The 16,721-nt window shown below is 45.0% G+C and carries 20 protein-coding genes and 1 riboswitch; of the genes, 1 reads left to right on the forward strand and 19 read right to left on the reverse strand.

The features are described from left to right. Window position 1 precedes the first annotated feature (1 nt). The 19 genes from V8G47_RS01440 to V8G47_RS01530 all read right to left on the reverse strand — a co-directional run bounded on the left by V8G47_RS01440 (window position 2) and on the right by V8G47_RS01530 (window position 16,212). Window positions 2-751 (reverse strand): SDR family NAD(P)-dependent oxidoreductase, encoded by a 750-nt coding sequence (locus V8G47_RS01440; RefSeq protein ID WP_336198522.1) that lies wholly within the window; start codon window positions 749-751, stop codon window positions 2-4. A 19-nt stretch (window positions 752-770) separates the two neighbouring features. Further along, entirely contained in the window at window positions 771-2,000 is a 1,230-nt protein-coding gene (locus V8G47_RS01445; protein WP_336198523.1) for an acyl-CoA dehydrogenase family protein, read from the reverse strand. A gap of 33 nt (window positions 2,001-2,033) precedes the next feature. After that, window positions 2,034-2,807, reverse strand: a complete 774-nt coding sequence (locus V8G47_RS01450) for an SDR family oxidoreductase (protein WP_336198524.1) — start codon at window positions 2,805-2,807, stop codon at window positions 2,034-2,036. Between the two features lie 172 nt (window positions 2,808-2,979). Next, a complete protein-coding gene (locus tag V8G47_RS01455) occupies window positions 2,980-4,365 on the reverse strand; it encodes an L-cystine transporter (protein WP_336198525.1) in 1,386 nt (461 codons plus the stop codon). Window positions 4,366-4,469: 104 nt separating this feature from the next. After that, complete coding sequence (gene thiE, locus V8G47_RS01460) at window positions 4,470-5,114, reverse strand: thiamine phosphate synthase (protein WP_336198526.1); 645 nt, start codon at window positions 5,112-5,114, stop codon at window positions 4,470-4,472. Then, window positions 5,111-5,920: a bifunctional hydroxymethylpyrimidine kinase/phosphomethylpyrimidine kinase gene (thiD, locus tag V8G47_RS01465; RefSeq protein ID WP_336198527.1), complete on the reverse strand. Its 810-nt coding sequence runs from the start codon at window positions 5,918-5,920 to the stop codon at window positions 5,111-5,113. The genes thiE and thiD overlap by 4 nt, the downstream gene beginning before the upstream one ends. Before the next feature lie 16 nt (window positions 5,921-5,936). Further along, complete coding sequence (locus tag V8G47_RS01470) at window positions 5,937-6,959, reverse strand: thiazole biosynthesis adenylyltransferase ThiF (protein WP_336198528.1); 1,023 nt, start codon at window positions 6,957-6,959, stop codon at window positions 5,937-5,939. Further along, window positions 6,956-7,720, reverse strand: coding sequence for a thiazole synthase (locus V8G47_RS01475; RefSeq protein ID WP_336198529.1), 765 nt, complete (start codon window positions 7,718-7,720; stop codon window positions 6,956-6,958). The genes V8G47_RS01470 and V8G47_RS01475 overlap by 4 nt, the downstream gene beginning before the upstream one ends. Before the next feature lies 1 nt (window position 7,721). Next, window positions 7,722-7,925, reverse strand: coding sequence for a sulfur carrier protein ThiS (thiS, locus tag V8G47_RS01480; protein ID WP_034759167.1), 204 nt, complete (start codon window positions 7,923-7,925; stop codon window positions 7,722-7,724). 4 nt (window positions 7,926-7,929) lie between these two features. Next, a complete protein-coding gene (thiO, locus tag V8G47_RS01485) occupies window positions 7,930-9,027 on the reverse strand; it encodes a glycine oxidase ThiO (protein WP_336198530.1) in 1,098 nt (365 codons plus the stop codon). After that, window positions 9,011-9,652, reverse strand: a complete 642-nt coding sequence (locus V8G47_RS01490; RefSeq protein ID WP_336198531.1) for a thiamine phosphate synthase — start codon at window positions 9,650-9,652, stop codon at window positions 9,011-9,013. Before V8G47_RS01490 ends, thiO begins: the two co-directional genes overlap by 17 nt. Further along, window positions 9,642-10,445, reverse strand: coding sequence for an energy-coupling factor transporter transmembrane component T family protein (locus V8G47_RS01495; RefSeq protein ID WP_336198532.1), 804 nt, complete (start codon window positions 10,443-10,445; stop codon window positions 9,642-9,644). The genes V8G47_RS01490 and V8G47_RS01495 overlap by 11 nt, the downstream gene beginning before the upstream one ends. Beyond that, window positions 10,442-11,869 carry an ABC transporter ATP-binding protein gene (locus tag V8G47_RS01500; protein WP_336198533.1) on the reverse strand — a complete coding sequence of 476 codons (1,428 nt, stop codon included), beginning with the start codon at window positions 11,867-11,869 and terminating at the stop codon, window positions 10,442-10,444. Before V8G47_RS01500 ends, V8G47_RS01495 begins: the two co-directional genes overlap by 4 nt. 14 nt (window positions 11,870-11,883) lie before the next feature. Then, window positions 11,884-12,462: an ECF transporter S component gene (locus V8G47_RS01505; protein WP_336198534.1), complete on the reverse strand. Its 579-nt coding sequence runs from the start codon at window positions 12,460-12,462 to the stop codon at window positions 11,884-11,886. Beyond that, window positions 12,455-13,162 carry a thiaminase II gene (gene tenA / locus V8G47_RS01510; RefSeq protein ID WP_336198535.1) on the reverse strand — a complete coding sequence of 236 codons (708 nt, stop codon included), beginning with the start codon at window positions 13,160-13,162 and terminating at the stop codon, window positions 12,455-12,457. The genes V8G47_RS01505 and tenA overlap by 8 nt, the downstream gene beginning before the upstream one ends. Window positions 13,163-13,280: 118 nt before the next feature. Then, a riboswitch (TPP riboswitch) is annotated at window positions 13,281-13,388 on the reverse strand. A gap of 267 nt (window positions 13,389-13,655) precedes the next feature. After that, on the reverse strand, window positions 13,656-14,255 hold the full coding sequence (locus V8G47_RS01515) for a response regulator transcription factor (protein WP_336198536.1): 600 nt from the start codon (window positions 14,253-14,255) through the stop codon (window positions 13,656-13,658). Beyond that, window positions 14,252-15,388: a sensor histidine kinase gene (locus V8G47_RS01520; RefSeq protein WP_336198719.1), complete on the reverse strand. Its 1,137-nt coding sequence runs from the start codon at window positions 15,386-15,388 to the stop codon at window positions 14,252-14,254. The genes V8G47_RS01515 and V8G47_RS01520 overlap by 4 nt, the downstream gene beginning before the upstream one ends. A 124-nt stretch (window positions 15,389-15,512) precedes the next feature. Beyond that, window positions 15,513-15,710 carry a hypothetical protein gene (locus V8G47_RS01525; RefSeq protein ID WP_258261982.1) on the reverse strand — a complete coding sequence of 66 codons (198 nt, stop codon included), beginning with the start codon at window positions 15,708-15,710 and terminating at the stop codon, window positions 15,513-15,515. Window positions 15,711-15,930: 220 nt separating this feature from the next. After that, window positions 15,931-16,212 carry a DUF6509 family protein gene (locus tag V8G47_RS01530; RefSeq protein ID WP_336198537.1) on the reverse strand — a complete coding sequence of 94 codons (282 nt, stop codon included), beginning with the start codon at window positions 16,210-16,212 and terminating at the stop codon, window positions 15,931-15,933. Between the two features lie 173 nt (window positions 16,213-16,385). Between V8G47_RS01530 and V8G47_RS01535 the strand changes: the two genes are divergently transcribed. Further along, complete coding sequence (locus tag V8G47_RS01535; protein WP_336198538.1) at window positions 16,386-16,694, forward strand: hypothetical protein; 309 nt, start codon at window positions 16,386-16,388, stop codon at window positions 16,692-16,694. Window positions 16,695-16,721: the final 27 nt, after the last annotated feature.

Here is a 16,721-nt window from a genome sequence, read left to right on the forward strand (position 1 = left end):
CCTAATAGATCAACCCACCACCATCTACAGATAATGTGGATCCGGTGATAAAGGAGGCTTCATCCGATGCCAGGAACAAGATGGCGGAGGCCACTTCATCCGGGTTTCCAATCCTTCTGAGGGCATTCGATTGAGAAATCACCGACCATTTCCTTTCATCCTTCTTCCATCCTTCAATGATGTTTGTATCGATGACACCCGGAGCTACAGCATTTACCCGGATTCCTTCTTTTCCGTACTCCAGAGCGGCATTTTGCGTCAACAATACCACTCCGCCTTTTGCCGCATTATAAGCGGATACGTACTTCCTCCCCTTTAAACCCAGAAGACTTGAAACATTCACGATGACCCCGCCTTTTTTCATCAGTTCCGGTATGCTATGTTTCATTCCCAGAAAGATGCTCTTTAAGTTGGTATCAAGGACATCATCCCATTCCGTTTCTTCCAAATCGACACTCCTGACTTCCGACTGACCGATTCCGGCATTGTTCACGAGGATATCCAGACTTCCGAAATGCTCGACCGTTTTATGTACGAGCTCCTGCATGCTTTCACTGTCTCTTACATTCGTCCTTACATACATCGCATGCCCATTCTTTTCCCTGATGAGCCTTACCGTTTCCTCCCCCCTCGATTCATCCAGATCTGCCACGACGACTGACGCCCCTTCGTCAGAAAATCTTAAAGCGGTCGCACGTCCTATTCCACCGCCTCCTCCAGTGATGATCGAAACCCTACCCGATAGCCTCATATGCAATCACTCTCTCTTCCTAGCTCTCTACCGGAGAGGCTTTTTGATATTTTCTAAGTTCTAATTTTGCTAGTTGGGCACGATGTACTTCATCAGGCCCGTCGGCAAGACGTAATGTGCGGGCATTCGCCCATTGTGCGGCCATTGAATGGTCACCTGATACCCCGGCAGCCCCAAATGCCTGAATGGCCCGGTCTATCACCCGTAATGCCATGGAAGGGGCCACTACCTTTATCATGGCGATTTCCTGTTTGGCCATTTTATTTCCGACGGTATCCATCATGTAAGCGGCTTTCATGGTCAGAAGGCGTGCCTGCTCGATTTCAATACGTGAATCAGCGATCCATTCCATGACGACCCCCTGACTTGAGAGCGTCTTTCCAAATGCTTCCCTGTTTTGAACACGCTTACATAATTCTTCAAGCGCCCTTTCCGCAGCTCCGATTAAACGCATGCAATGATGGATCCGCCCTGGACCTAATCGCCCTTGAGCAATGGCAAAACCTTTCCCTTCCGCCCAGATCATATTTTCAAGGGGCACCCGCACATCAGTAAAGGTGATTTCTCCATGACCATGAGGAGCATGATCATATCCAAAGACCGGAAGCATCCGTTCGATTTTTACACCCTCCGCGTCCAAAGGTACGATGATCATCGATTGCTGCTCATGGCGTTTTGCATCAGGGTCTGTTTTCCCCATTAAGATGGAGAAGCTGCACCGTGGATCCCCAGCGCCCGAAGACCACCATTTCCTGGCATTGATGACGTATTCATCCCCGTCCCGAACGATGCTTGCCTTGATATTTGTGGCATCGGATGAAGCGACTTCCGGCTCCGTCATCGAGAAACAGGAGCGGATCTCACCATTCAGGAGGGGGATCAGGTATCGCTCCTTTTGGGCAGGGGTGCCATACCGCTCCAACACTTCCATATTACCGGTATCTGGAGCGTTGCAGTTGAATACTTCCGGGCCGATTAAAGACCTGCCCATGATTTCACAAAGCGGTGCATATTCCACATTACTTAATCCAGCCCCATATTCACTTTCTGGTAGAAATAAGTTCCATAACCCTTGTTTCCTTGCTTCGGTTTTTAATTCTTCCATGATGGGCGGGACTGAACTCCATCGGGTGTCCTGCCTGTTTAATTGCTGTTCATAAAGAGATTCATCCGGGTATACGAACTCTTCCATGAAGCGGGATAGTTTATTTTGATATTCTTGTACTTTTGGAGAATAGGAGAACTCCATGACATCCATCCTTCCTTATTAAAAATAATCTGGTTACATCGCTGAGGAGCCGCCATCCACCACAAGGACCGAACCTGTTACAAAATCAGAGGCACGGGAAGCAAGGAAAAGAGCCGCCCCTTTTAAATCATCTTCGCTTCCGAATCGATTTAACGGCGTACCTTCTAAAATGGCTTCCCCGGCATGGGAGAGGATCCCCTTTGACATTTTTGTCGGAAAGAAGCCTGGTGCGATTGCGTTAACATGGACTCCGCGAGAGCCCCATTTCACGGCAAGATCCTTGGTGAAGTTGATGACTGCTGCTTTACTTGTACTATAGCCGATGGCATCCATATATCTTGGGTCCGTTCCTTGAAGACCCGCTACAGACGCGATATTGATGATTTTCCCTTCATTCTGTGCTAACATCAGCTTTCCTACCGCCTGTGACATAATGAAGGTCCCGTTCACATTTACGTTCATGACTTTATGCCATGCCTCGAGGGGCATTTCTTCTGCAGGAGCGCCCCATGAAGCTCCGCTGTTATTCACCAGGATGTCAATTCGTCCAAATGCCTTTTGGGTTTCATCCACAACTCTCGCGACGTCTTCCGGATCCGTGACATCACATTGAAAGGAAAGTGCTTGTACACCCATACCCTCTAAATTCTTTTTGACTTCATCACATGCCTCTACATTTCTTGAACAGACGACAACATTTGCTCCTGCTTCCGCAAAACAGGTTGCAATCTGCTTTCCAAGACCCCTGCCTCCACCAGTCACCAGTGCCACCTTACCGGATAAATCAAACAATTCCTTTACATGCATATTCCTGCCTCCCTCTTTCAAGTCATTCACACACCAAGATACTAACCGGTCGGTATGTTACCTCTATAGTAAAGAATATAGTCTGAATTTTCAATCATAAACACTCAAAAACATGTAAAATTTCCTTTTCCAATAAAAAAGCCGGCTCATCAAAAATGAGCCGGCCCGGCATTTAAGCTTCAGCTTCGATCATTTCTTTATTATAGGTCTCTGTATCCAGTTCTCCCGTTACCTTACTCGTGATGATTCCAGATGTCATCGCACCACTCACATTAACGGCTGTCCGGCCCATGTCGATTAAAGGTTCGATTGAAATCAGAAGACCCGCTAACGCAACCGGCAGGTCCATGGCAGAAAGGACGAGGATAGCGGCAAATGTGGCACCGCCGCCAACTCCGGCGACACCGAAGGAGCTGATGGCAACAATGGCAATGAGCGTAAAAATAAATGTTGGGGTAAAAGGATTGATGCCAACCGTAGGTGCGATCATGACGGCAAGCATAGCCGGGTACACGCCGGCACATCCGTTTTGCCCGATGGATAATCCAAAAGATCCCGAGAAGTTGGCGATCCCTTCTGAAACACCCAGTTTATTTTTCTGGGTTTGAATATTAAGGGGCAACGTCCCTGCACTGGATCTTGAGGTAAAGGCAAAAACCAATACGGGAAGTACTTTTTTCACGTATGTGACCGGATTCAGTCCTGTAAGCGTCAATAGGATTAAATGAATCAAGAACATGATGATAAGGGCAATATAGGACGCCCCTACAAATTCACCCAGTTTCATGATGGCATCGAAATCACTCAGTGCGACTGTTTTCGCCATGATGGCAAGCACACCGAATGGCGTCAGCCTCAATACCAGGGTCACGATTCTCATTACGACGGCATAGATGGAATCCACGATTTTTTTGAAAAATTCCGCCGCTTCAGGTTCCTTACGCTGAACCCCTAAATAGGCGATACCGATGAAGGCTGCAAAAATCACAACAGCTATGGTCGACGTGGCTCTTTCCCCGGTCAAATCAAGGAAAGGATTCTGAGGCAGGAGTTCCAGGATTTTTTGAGGATAGCTTTGGCCTTCTAAAGCCGCTGCCCTCTCCTCCAACTGAACACCCCTTGCCGCTTCGGCGTTTCCTTGATCAATTTGGATGGCTTCCAGGTCGAAGGCTGCGGTTGTCGCGATACCTACTGCAGCCGCGACGGCAGTCGTACCGACAAGCAATCCGATGATCAATACAGAAATTTTCCCTAGATTGGAAGATCGTTTTAATTTTGAAAAGGCTGAAAGGATCGACACGAATACAAGTGGCATGACAATCATTTGAAGCAGCTTAATATAACCCGTTCCCACAATATTGAACCATTCAATCGATTGGGTGACATTTTCATCCCCTGCTTCATACACCCACTGTAAACCGAGACCGAAAACAATTCCCAGTCCGAGTGCGGCAAACACCCGTTTTGAAAACGAAACATTTTTTCTTTGCATATGAAATAGTACACCAATGAGAACAAGAAACACCAAAATGTTCAACAAAACAAACCAGACATTCATTCTAAACCCTCCCTCTTATCGTTGATGGTGATACAAGTTAGACCGGGGTCTACTGTATCGTATGATAGAGGAGGGCAGGATATGTTGTTTTGTCCGGTGATTTTCTAGAAAGATTTTAACAAACTATCCTGAACCCCTTGAAAGAGAGTATGGGTACGCTCCGGATGTTTGGAAATCGCCGAGATGACAGCCACACCATCGGATCCTGCTTCCATTACTTTATGGACATTGCCGGGATGGATGCCTCCAATTCCGACCACGGGGAGACGGATCCCCGTTTTTCTCATAGATTCAATCACCTTAGGTCCTTGGACGGGTCTGCATTCATTCTTAGTTGTAGTTTGACACATGGGACCCACACCCAGATAATCCGCTCCCGATTCTAAAGCGAGTTGTGCTTCCCTCACATTATGAGCGGAAACCCCAAGTATTTTATCACCCAACTTCTTTCGGACCACTCCGATTGATTCGTCCTCCTGTCCTATATGTACACCATCTGCACCCATTGTCAAAGCCAGCTCCACATCATCATTGATAATAAAGGGAACCCTGTACTTTTGACATACATGCTGGAGTTCAAGAGCCAGTTCCATCATGGGCTTTCCCTCCAGACAGCGAGTCCCCTTTTCCCGAAATTGAAACATGGTAACCCCGCCCGAGAGTGCCTCTTCCAATACATCGACAGGAGATCTTTCACAATTTTGACTGCCCATCACGAAATATAGCTTTAAGAAGTCTCTAAGATTCATAGTTTGACTCCTTCATGATAGGCCCAATGATTCGTTGGCCCATGTCCACTCCCGATCCCGAGTGAATGTGAGATGGCAGCTGTAATAAATCCCTTGGCAGTATGGACTGAATCAAAGACGGTGTTCCCTTTTGCCAATTCTGCCGTGATGACCGCAGAGAACGTACAGCCCGTTCCATGCGTATGGGGTGTAGAAATTCTTGGACTTGTAAACTCAAAGAATTCTTTCCCGTCATAAAGAATGTCAATCGCATAAGATGATTGAGATTGTGATTGGTGACCGCCTTTAATGATCACATGTTTGGCCCCCATCTCGTATAGGTCCTCAGCAGCTTTCCGGCAATCACCAACATCCCGTATCTCTCTTCCCGTTAAAGCTTCTGCTTCAGGGATATTGGGTGTGATGACGTAAGCAACCGGGATTAGACGATTGATCAACGCTTCAATGGATTTTTCTCCTAACAAAGAAGCTCCCCCTTTCGCAATCATCACAGGATCCACTATAAGCTTCTCCCATCCGGAGATGCTTGCGAAATCCGCAACAGAAGCAATGATCTCATCATTCACCAACATTCCGGTTTTTACGGCTTCGGGTGGCAAATCTTCATTAATGGAAGTCAATTGTTCCAAGACTTCTGATGTCGACGATGGAAATACACCCTGCACCCCTTTTGTATTTTGAGCTGTCACGGCTGTTACGGCAGACATCCCATAAACATGACACTCTTGAAACGTTTTTAGATCCGCCTGAATCCCGGCGCCGCCACCGCTATCCGACCCTGCAATTGTCAACGCTTTATATACCATCTTTCACACTCCTCTTTCAACCAAAATAACGATGATAAATTGATTTTGCTTCCTTCATTTCTTTCGTTCCATGGATAAGCGCCCGTCCGTCATAAAATAAAACTATTTGGAGGGAATCGACCTTGAACCTGATCAAATAAGGATTCCTTTCCACTTGCTTGCCCTGGTTCTCAAGTGTTTTTGAAATGTCCAAGAGATTAACAGAGTGCCTTGACGCTGGCCGGATTTGCACGGAATCCCTTCCACATAGGACGGCCGTTTTCGTTTGATTCTCATATCGAAGACTTGGGTACATTCGATGAACACCACACGAGGGACACTCTTCTTTTTTCACCTTCCTTACATCAAGAGACGTATGTTCATTTTTCCATAAATCGAAAGAGACGACCCTATGGCTGAGAGATTCATAATCTTCCACCAACATTTTTAGTGCCTCTGTCGTTTGATGGGCGACCACCTGTGAGACGGCAGGACTGATGATTCCTGCTGTATCACAGGTCAAGCCCCCTATCGGAACTTCATCGATTAAACAGTGAAGGCAAGGTGTGACACCTGGGAGAATGCTGAATGAAATGCCATAGCTCCCCACGCATGCTCCATAGATCCAGGGAATGGAATATTTTTGAGATACATCATTTATGATCATCCTCGTTTCAAAGTTATCTGTAGCATCGATGATCAGGTCTGCACCCATGGCCAAGTTCACTAACTCTTCAGGCATGACATCGAGAATATGTGCTTCGATATCAACTGTTGAATTAATTTCCCCCAGTCTCTTTTTGGCAGCGATCGCCTTCGGTAGTCGACTTTTTGCATCTTCCTCATTGTAAAGCTGCTGTCGCTGCAGATTGCTCCATTCGACGTAATCACGGTCGACGATCGTCAGCTTTCCGATGCCGGCACGAACGAGGACTTCTGCGTTCCCCGTTCCCAAAGCTCCTGCTCCAATGACCAGTACATGTTTATCCCTTATTCTTTCCTGACCTTCACTTCCAATGGGTGAAAATAAAATTTGTCTTGAATATCTCTCCTCATTCAAACACTCATCCCCTCCATCGGGCTGCTCGCTGAAGCATAGGGCTTTTGGGGGATTCTTCCGGCTTCATATCCAAAACGGCCACCTTCAATCGCAAGCCTCATGGCATTGGCCATTTTAACAGGATCTTTCGCCTGTGATACCGCCGTGTTCAGCAACACAGCATCTGCACCCAGTTCCATAGCATAAGCGGCATCAGCAGGAGAACCGATTCCAGCATCAACGATGACCGGTACCTTTGCCTGCTCAATAATGAAACGGAGGTTTACGGGGTTTATAATTCCCTGCCCCGATCCGATCGGGGATGCACCGGGCATAATGGCATGTGCGCCCAACTCTTCCAATTTTCTCGCAAGAACCACATCATCGGAAGTATATGGGAGGACCGTAAATCCTTCTTTGAGCAGTTCTTCCGTTGCTTTCAGGGTTTCAACCGGGTCCGGCAATAGTGTTTTATCACAACCGATTACTTCCACCTTAATCATGTCACAAAGTCCCGATGCCCTGGCTAACTGTGCATGCCGCACCGCTTCACCAGCAGTTTTTGCGCCAGCCGTGTTCGGTAATAATGAGTAGCTCTCCAAGTCGAGTTTTTCCAGGAAGTTTGGTTGATTGGGCTCGAATATATTCATCCTCCTTACCGTGAACGTAAGAATCTCTGCCCCAGAAACCTCCACCGCTTCCTTCTGGATATCAAAATCAGGATACTTCCCTGTCCCTAACAATAATCTTGAATGAAATGTATAATTTCCGATTTTCAACATATCAACCGCCTCCTACAAATTGGACCAACTCAATGGTATCTCCATTTTCAACTGTTGCCTTTTCATGCTCGTATGCCCGTAATATAATGTGATTTTTTTCGACCATGATTGTACGATTCTTCAATTTATAATGGTGTATAAGATCGTCTATCGTCTTGACTGTGTCTGGCACGGTCACCAGCTGTCCATTAATCCTTAATTCCACTTTCTCAACTCCCCATGTGTGAATGTAGTAATGGATTCTCTTTGCCTTCCATCAGGTCTGCCATCATGACTCCCGTTATGGGGGCAAGGAGGATGCCATTCCGGTAGTGGCCCGTTGCAATGGAAAGCCCTTCAAAGCTTTCGCTTCTTCCGATGACAGGCAGTCCTCCTTTTGTTTGAGGCCGTATCCCTGACCAGGCTCTTTCCCAATCGGCATGGATCAGGTCTGGTAAAATGTCTGTAGCTTTCTGCATTAAACTCATCATTCCACTAACGGAAATGGTTTCATCAAAGGTGTGCGCATATTCTGTTGCTCCTATTAAAAATCGGCCACCCACCTTTGGGACAATGTAGCAGCCCTCGGTGAAAATGGTCCTCTCCACCAATTTCCTGGAGTATTTCACCGAAAAGCATTCACCTTTAACTGGAAAAGAGTGAAGTGTCAAGCCGACTCTCTCCAGTAGTGATTGACTCCACGCACCGCCTGCAACGATGATTTCAGATGCATAATAGGGGCCGATCGATGTTTGGACTCCCACTATCCTGCTTCCTTCAACAATAAAGTCATGGACTTCCGTATACTCCTTGATATCAGCCCCTAACCTGACTGAGGCGAGCCCCATCGCTTCTGTCAGCTTTGGTGCCGAGACGTTCCCATCCCGGGGAATGAACAAACCGCCTTTCGTATGGTTAGAGAGTTGAGGTTCGAAGGCTGATAGTTTTAGAGGAGAGAGCCATTCAACCCCTTCATCCTGATCCATTTTCGAAGCAGCTCTTATTAAATTCTGGGCCTCTTCCTCTTTCCTTGCCAGTTTGATCATTCCATTTTCCATATACTCTATATCCATACCGGTTAGTTCTTTTAATTCCTGTGCAAGGGCAGGGTACATATTCCTGCTTTTCTGCGCCAGGCGATAGAGGGGGCTTCCCCCATTGAGCTCCGTATGGACCCCTAGCATCCCCGCTGCAGCTTTTGAGGCTCTGGATGCCAATTGTTCCTTCTCAATCAGCAATCCCTTTTTTCCTCTTTTGGAAAGCTGGTACAGAATCGAGCAGCCGATTACACCTCCCCCTACGATCACCACATCATATGCTTTCGCCAAGCTGTTTCACCTCCTTTTGGATCGCCATATAATAAGCCCGTGCTGCTTCAAGGGGATCTTCTGAAAGAAAGATTCCTGATAATACCGCGATACCTTTTGCCCCGGTTCTCAAAATGGCCTCAACCCGTTTGGGCGTAATACCCCCGATGGCGATAATGGGAAGGGGAATGTTCAAAACGATGTCTTCCAAATTGATAATCCCTGTGCCTTGCTTCCCTGGTTTCGACGTTGTTTCATAGATATTCCCATATAGGAGAAAATCGGCTCCTTCGTCACATGCCCAAAGTGCTTCTTGCATGCTGTGCACCGATGAACCGACCTTCAAAGATGGAAAACGTTCCTTCACAAGAGCAACAGGAGCACTATGCTGCGAAAGCTGGACTCCTCTCACATGTTTCATCCAAGCGATGTCTGCACGATCATGGATACACAGCTTTCTTAACGGAATACCAGCAGCTGTTAATTCATCAACGGTTTCAATCAACTCCACAGCTGTCCAGGTTTTTTCGCGGATATGAAGCATATCGATATAGGGGTGAATGGTTTTCGATATTTTGACCAATACTTCCCTTGATTGCTGACCAGTGGAAATGACATGTAGCCGCCTTCTCTTTTCAATTTCCATAGCGAACATCTCCCGTCGGAAATAATGGTAGATAAATAGAAAGAATGTAACTCAAGGAAGCCATGAGTAGGATGCTCCCCATAAAATAGCTATCAAATTTCGAAAATCCGACTTTGTAGAAATAAGTTCTTTCCCCATCACCATCAAAGCCTTTCGTATCCATGGCAACTGCAATTCTGTGAGCCCTCCTGATACTTTGTGCCAGCAAGGGAATGGAATAAGACTGTATAGTATGGAAAAGTTTCGTATAGCCCGTTCGTTCACGGGTGCCCCTGACTTTCAGTGCATTCCGAATGGTAGTGAATTCTTCCATCATGATGGGGATCAGCCTTATCCCGGCCATAAAACTATAAGCGTACTTCGGCTTAAGGCCCAATTGCTGCATAAGTGAATAAAACAGGAGGACTGGTCTCGTCGTCAGAGCAAACATTAGGCCTAAAACAGCGAATAGGAATGCCCTTAAACCAATGTGAACCCCCCTATAAAAACTTTCCTCTGTCACATGGATCATCCCCCAGGTAAACCACGTCGTCTCTCCTTTCCCAAACATAATCATCGAAGATGCCGTAGAGAGAAAGACAAGGAAAAAAGGCAGGGCCATCAGCATCACTAACCTCTTTGAATATCCAGAGAATGACCACAATAAAAGGAAAGCGAACAAGGTCAAATACACGAGCCAGTTCAGGTAATGGACGAATAGTAAAAATAGAAAAAGCGCAACCATTACGATCAATTTCATACTCGGGTTAATGTGATGAAGCCAGGTGTGTTTATGATCGATTTCCATGTTCATAATGCTTCACTCCTCGCTGCTTCTCGATCCTCATCCTGAACCACTCTTCCTTCTTCAACGGTCCATATCCTGGTTGCTAAGTGCTGGATGATTCTAACATCGTGAGTCACCATCAAGAGGGTGACTCCTTCACTCTGTAACTCAAGAAGCATTTCGAGCAATTCAAAAGTATTATGAGCGTCCTGTCCGAAGGTTGGTTCATCCAATAACAGAATCTCCTTACTGGGAACGATGGAAGCTGCAACACTCAGTCTGCGTTTTTGACCCACGGATAACGAATAAGGATGATTTTTCTTATATGGACGAAGGTTGAATCGCTGGAGTAGCTCATAAACCTTTCTATCTATGCTTTCTTCGCTCGAATCCTTTAGTCGGTAACCATAGGCCACTTCGTCAAAAACGGAATGGGTGACAAACTGTAATTCGGGATTTTGAAAAACGAAGGCACACTCTTGTGAAATTTTTTCCCCTTTCATCTGTACCCCGTTTAATTCGTACGTCCCGCTAGTACGGTTGAATTTCATTAAGCTGTGCAGTAACGTTGATTTCCCTGCACCATTCCTTCCTGTAACAGCAATCCATTCCCCTTTACGGATCACGGCATAGGGCAGGTGAATCTTCTCTTTCTTTTGAATATAGCCTTTAAAATCCTCCATTCTTGCAATCACAGGTCCGAATGAGGGACGCTCCCTCATCTGACTGGATGCCAGATATTCCTCCCATGCGCCCGGGTACCAGACTCCCAAGTTCTTCAACGTACCTTTGTAATGGTTCAGGATCCACTCTTTCGCTCCATCAGCCCTGATGGTTCCATCGGCATCGAAAAGAATGATTCGATCGATCATGTCAAGAACGTGATCAAGTTTATGCTCAACGATCACCAGGGTTTTATCTAAACCGATTTCTTTGATTGTCTTCCAGACAGACTTTGTACTTTCCTCATCCAATAGTGAAGTCGGTTCGTCCAGGAACAAGGTATCGGGTCTCAGGGCAAGCGCAGAAGCAATGGCCAATTTCTGCTTCATGCCTCCTGATAATGTTGAGATTTTCGTATGGGGATCCTCAAGTTCCAGTCCCACCTCCGAGAGCAGCCGTTGTATTTCCTCTTTCATCTCTTCACGGGGCATCCGTAAATTCTCTAGCACAAAGGCTAATTCTTCATCCACAAATGGCATACAAAATTGCGAGTCCGGATCTTGGAATACATAGCCATAAGAATCAGATACCTCCAATTTTGCAGCCCTCGTGGGAACATCCACGGAGCGGGGGATCACTCCGGATAAAACATGTAAAAGTGTTGACTTCCCGCATCCTGATGGACCCAATAGCAATACTTTCTCCCCTTCATTGATTGACAGACTGATATCATTAAACATCCGTTTCCCTGTTCCGGGATAGGTGAGTCGAAGGTTTTCGACATGCATAAGCATCACCCCCTTTACTGGTTCAATACATCGTAATCATCCTGACTTGCACGTCTGACCAGACTTGTGACTCCGGTTTTATCGAGAGCCCTGACCAAATAAAATGATCCTGCACCTGCGATGACAATCGATCCGAGTAATCTTGCAAAGATAAACAATGACAGATTCCAAAGGACTAAATCCCCCATATACCCTTTCATGTAATCCATGAAGATGGAGCCCCATGCAGAACCGAACGCAGCAAAACAGATAATCGAAAGATCATAGCGTCTGTATTTCGTCAGGAGGAAAACCAACTCTGCCATTAACCCTTGAATGATTCCGAATAAAAGGACCTCGAGTCCCCATTCAGAGCCCATGAGAAACTCTCCTGAAGAAGCGGCGATTTCGGCTAAAAGGGCGACGCCGGGTTTACGGATGATCAAGAATGCTACTGTGGCCGCCATGAACCACATTCCATAGATGAGTTGATCTGCATGCAACCCGATCGGCTTCAACAGGTTATAAAATGGACCCCAAAGCTTATAAATGACCCCGAACATGATGGAAATGACCACCGTCACTAAAATATCGGTCAGTTTTAATTTAGACATGGTGTCCACTCATTTCTTTCCCGACATCCAGTGCATTCTGAAACGGCCATTTTTCAAGGGTGTAAGCCATCTCCCAAAACTGCCATTCATAGATGCTGCTCATAATGAAATTTTCTTTCATTCTCTTTTTATCAAATGAGGTCATGGTTTCTGCCAATTCATCAAGACGATTGATTTGTTCCTCCACTAACTCTTTGAACCATTCCCCGCCGTATGCCTCAATCCATTCCTGATACACCGGTTGTTCCGGCGTGCATGATTTCAAGCGTTCCCCGATCTCATAATAGAGCCAGTAACATGGGAGGATTGCCGCCAGGATATCAGCTAAGCCTCCATATCTTGCGGAACGATACATATGGGACGTATAAGCGTACGCTGTAGGAGCCGGTTTGAAATTCATTTTATCTTCATCCGTGATCCCTAATCGTTTAGAGAAATTTTCATGAAGAGAAAGCTCTGCTTCATTTGTTCCTACAGAGTGGGATGCCATTCGTGAGGTGGTATGTAAGTCCAATGCTTTTGCAGCGCCAAGTGCCTGCACTTTCGAGAAATGTGAAAGGTAATAGGCATCTTGCAAGAGGTAGTACTTGAACTTCTCGATGGGGAGAGTCCCATCCCCGATCCCTTTGACGAAAGGATGATCGAAGCTTGCGTCCCAAATGTCGTTGACTTCGTTTCGTAACACTGTTGAAAATGTCATGATTTCCTGCTCCTTTTCCAGACGACCCGAAATGGGCAACAAAAAAAGCCACTTTCCATTATGCATACAGCATACAGAAAGTGGCTTGAGATCAGAATGATAGAATTATATTCTTTGCGACCGTCAAACACCACTTCCCTACGCTGGTCTCAACCAGATCAGGTTCAAAGGGTCTTAAAGTCACACTTTAATCTCAGCCTTTTCGAAGGCACCCCTAGTGGATCGTCTTATGAAATTTTGTTTTCGATGCTATCGTATCATGATTCATTGAGTTGTCAACATAAAAATACAATATCATGATTCTTAATCCGTTTCCAAATGGCTGTCGGATTCAATGGCAGCAAAAGGTGGAGCAGGATAAATGTTATGACATATTTTTTTATTAAAAATTTTGTAGGTTCGTTTCTACATCCCGATCAAATCCGAATAAACATTCAATTTCATGCAAAATCATTAAAGAGGGACGGACCTTTTCGAAGGTCCGCCCCTCTTATTATTTAAACCATCCCTTTTCTTTGGAATGTGTGATGGCTTCGATTCGGTTTTTCACTTCCAGCTTGTCGAGTATGGTGGAGATATAGTTCCTTACAGTACCTGTTTTAAGCTTTAGTTCATCGGCGATTTCCTTTGTGTTCTTCCCGTCGGCAACGAGCTCGAGTACTTCTTTTTCACGGTCTGTGAGGGGATTTTCTTCGCTGTAGACGTCATCCATCAGCTCCGGTGCATAGATACGCTTACCATCCATCACTAGCCGGATTGAATTCGCCAGTTCCTCACTGGGACTGTCCTTCAACAAATACCCTTTCACTCCACCCTTTAAAGCCCGCTGAAAGTAGCCTGATCTGGCAAAGGTTGTGAGGATGATCACCTTACAATCTTCACCTTTTAATTCCTCTGCCGCTTCAAGTCCCGTCTTTTCAGGCATTTCTATATCCATGATACAAATATCCGGCTTCAGTTCATGAACGAGGGAAATGGCTTCTTCTCCATTGCCAGCTTTTCCAACCACTTCCATATCATCCTCAAGGCTAAGTAGAGACCCCAATGCGCCCAACAGCATCCGCTGATCTTCCGCAATCACAATTCGAATCATTCCATTCCCTCCCTGTCTGTCTGCTTGATTACTTTCGGAACCCGCATAATCAAGGTGGTACCATCCACCGAAACAATATCAAGGCTTCCGTTGACAAATTCCAACCGTTCTCTCATCCCGATCAGGCCGCTGCCTTTGGACTCTGTGTAAACACTCCCGATTCCCACACCATCATCCTTCACCACAATGGTCATCTCTTTATCCGATTCTTCAATGATCAGTTCACAGGTGGATGCCTTGCTGTGTTTCACCACATTGGTCACGGCTTCTTTCAAGCACATGCTTAAGATGTTTTCCAAAAAGAGTGATGTTTGAGGAAGGGGGGTGTCATCAGTCATGCGGAATTCAATCTCAGCTGCCTTCAGAAGCTGCTTGATCCTGACGAGTTCATCTTTCAATCGAATCCCCCTCATCTGGGAGACCATCGTCCTGACCTCACTTAATGCTGTTCTTGCCGTTTGCTGGACGTCCTGCAATTCACTTCTGGCCTGCTCCGGATCCTTGTACACCAATTTTCTCGCAAGATCACTTTTCAGTCCGATCAATGAAAGCTTTTGACCAAGTGTATCGTGAAGATCCCTGGCAATTCTCTGACGCTCTTCCTGTTTGACAAGGTCCGAAATCCGCTTATTAGCATCCTCCAATTGGTCTTCCAGCTGAACCTGTTTATTCCGATTATAAATATTGAACGGAAGCAGGATGACGCTGATCCAGATAATCAAAATAAAAGGAAATTGGGAAAGGAACAATTCATCCTGTAGCACGAAATTATAATTGATCGATGCCGTCGTCAGGACAAGATGAATGATGTAAAGGGTCAAAAATGCAACCCGGTTCTTTATATTCCCGTTATAGTAAGCAATGTAAAAGGCAAAATAAATAAAATTAAACTGGATGGTCATGGTGATGGAAATCGCAATCAATATCGATGTCCATAAATAAACCGGCCAATCCTTCGAGATAAAAGCAAAACGTAAAGAAATAAAAAATGTAACGGTTAAGAAAATCCCTACCGCAATTTCAATCGTAGAAGAAGACTGAAAGATAAAGTAAAATGGCAGAATGCTGATAATGCTCCATATGTAAGGAGAAATACCTGACCCTCTTTGAATGTTGCTTAATTTTTTCGGCATTTGCACGTTGAATACCTCTTTTGTTTTCAATGTATTGAATATGTCTCCTATATTATGACATACATGACCCTGATTTTCACATGTTGCCTGTGAGAATTTATTTATCACCAGGGGTGACTGAATACTAGTATTTCCGGTTTTGAATTCTTTTTTGCTTCTCCATGACCTCATAGGATTTGTGAATGATGTCTGTTAAGACGTCACCTTTATAAACTCTTCCAATTTTTGTATTCTTCTGATAGTATTCTACAATTTCATCCAATTTCTCGGACGTTTCTTTATCAACCCTTACATTAAGTTGCATTCTTCCTTGATCTGACAAGGTTCGCCCTCCTATTCTATCAATATGATATCAACTGCTAGCACTTTGTTATCACTATTATATCAGCCGCTATTACTCATATATATAGTTAAGTCGTCTTATTTTTTACCGTTTTATTACATATTGATTTTTTTGATCACTCATACCAAAACCGGGTTTAGCTAAAAAAGCGTCATCTCGATTTATTGATCAATAAATCGGGATGACGCTCTTTTTCAATTTATCCGATATGTTCCTGGCAGTATGCGAGGATGAGGTTCTCTTCCTCTTCTTCAAGTTCAAAGTCCAGGAATGATTCGGTGTTTTTTTCGATGATTGTGTATTGGACGATCCTTGCTCCATTTTCGTCCCGGACAAAGATGGTTTTTATATAGATACCCTGTTCGGAATACAGTTCATCGTCTTCGGGTACTTCAACATCAAATATTACATCATAACGATCCCCGCTTAATATACCTGTTGGGTCTTTAAGTTCTTCCACATGATGACTAGTAATATTCATTTATCTATCTTCCTTTCAATATCAAACAAGTTTCTGCTTATCCTTCTATTATACACGTTCTTTCACCCTTTTAAAAATGTATTCCCTAACTGACCCGGAATGGATTTGAATAGGCTTCCTTCACAAACTTCGCTATAATAATGGTAGATCTACTGTTTAAGGAGAGATTTGAAGTGAACTCTAAAGAAATGCAGGAAAGAATCATTCAAAATTACCAGAAGGACGAGCATATGATGATCCTTGTATTCGCACAATGGTGTGTGAATCACGATCTCGATCCCGCTGAACTTTATCAAAGGGCCTATCCCCAACAAGGAGATAATCCTGCCCTGCAGCAAGGAATCGACTTGACCGTTTCTAAAGAAGAATCCGATGAAATTCCAGACACTACTATACTAGGCGTCCTATCCCTATTCGGAAATGATGACCTGGCTCATGTCGTTACAGAAGAAATCAATAAACGGACAAAAGAAAAACGATAAATATACATAGAGGGACGGACCTTGTTA

Source organism: Rossellomorea sp. LJF3 (assembly GCF_037046045.1).
Classification (GTDB): Bacteria; Bacillota; Bacilli; order Bacillales; family Bacillaceae_B; genus Rossellomorea.

Excerpts from the sequence above, each read along its gene's own strand:
- V8G47_RS01440 (WP_336198522.1), bottom strand. The coding sequence starts at position 751 with ATGAGGCTATCGGGTAGGGTTTCGATCATCACTGGAGGAGGCGGTGGA.
- V8G47_RS01445 (WP_336198523.1), bottom strand. The coding sequence starts at position 2,000 with ATGGAGTTCTCCTATTCTCCAAAAGTACAAGAATATCAAAATAAACTA.
- V8G47_RS01450 (WP_336198524.1), bottom strand. The coding sequence starts at position 2,807 with ATGCATGTAAAGGAATTGTTTGATTTATCCGGTAAGGTGGCACTGGTG.
- V8G47_RS01455 (WP_336198525.1), bottom strand. The coding sequence starts at position 4,365 with ATGAATGTCTGGTTTGTTTTGTTGAACATTTTGGTGTTTCTTGTTCTC.
- thiE (WP_336198526.1), bottom strand. The coding sequence starts at position 5,114 with ATGAATCTTAGAGACTTCTTAAAGCTATATTTCGTGATGGGCAGTCAA.
- thiD (WP_336198527.1), bottom strand. The coding sequence starts at position 5,920 with ATGGTATATAAAGCGTTGACAATTGCAGGGTCGGATAGCGGTGGCGGC.
- V8G47_RS01475 (WP_336198529.1), bottom strand. The coding sequence starts at position 7,720 with ATGTTGAAAATCGGAAATTATACATTTCATTCAAGATTATTGTTAGGG.
- V8G47_RS01490 (WP_336198531.1), bottom strand. The coding sequence starts at position 9,652 with ATGGAAATTGAAAAGAGAAGGCGGCTACATGTCATTTCCACTGGTCAG.
- V8G47_RS01495 (WP_336198532.1), bottom strand. The coding sequence starts at position 10,445 with ATGAACATGGAAATCGATCATAAACACACCTGGCTTCATCACATTAAC.
- V8G47_RS01500 (WP_336198533.1), bottom strand. The coding sequence starts at position 11,869 with ATGCATGTCGAAAACCTTCGACTCACCTATCCCGGAACAGGGAAACGG.
- V8G47_RS01505 (WP_336198534.1), bottom strand. The coding sequence starts at position 12,462 with ATGTCTAAATTAAAACTGACCGATATTTTAGTGACGGTGGTCATTTCC.
- tenA (WP_336198535.1), bottom strand. The coding sequence starts at position 13,162 with ATGACATTTTCAACAGTGTTACGAAACGAAGTCAACGACATTTGGGAC.
- V8G47_RS01515 (WP_336198536.1), bottom strand. The coding sequence starts at position 14,255 with ATGATTCGAATTGTGATTGCGGAAGATCAGCGGATGCTGTTGGGCGCA.
- V8G47_RS01520 (WP_336198719.1), bottom strand. The coding sequence starts at position 15,388 with ATGCCGAAAAAATTAAGCAACATTCAAAGAGGGTCAGGTATTTCTCCT.
- V8G47_RS01530 (WP_336198537.1), bottom strand. The coding sequence starts at position 16,212 with ATGAATATTACTAGTCATCATGTGGAAGAACTTAAAGACCCAACAGGT.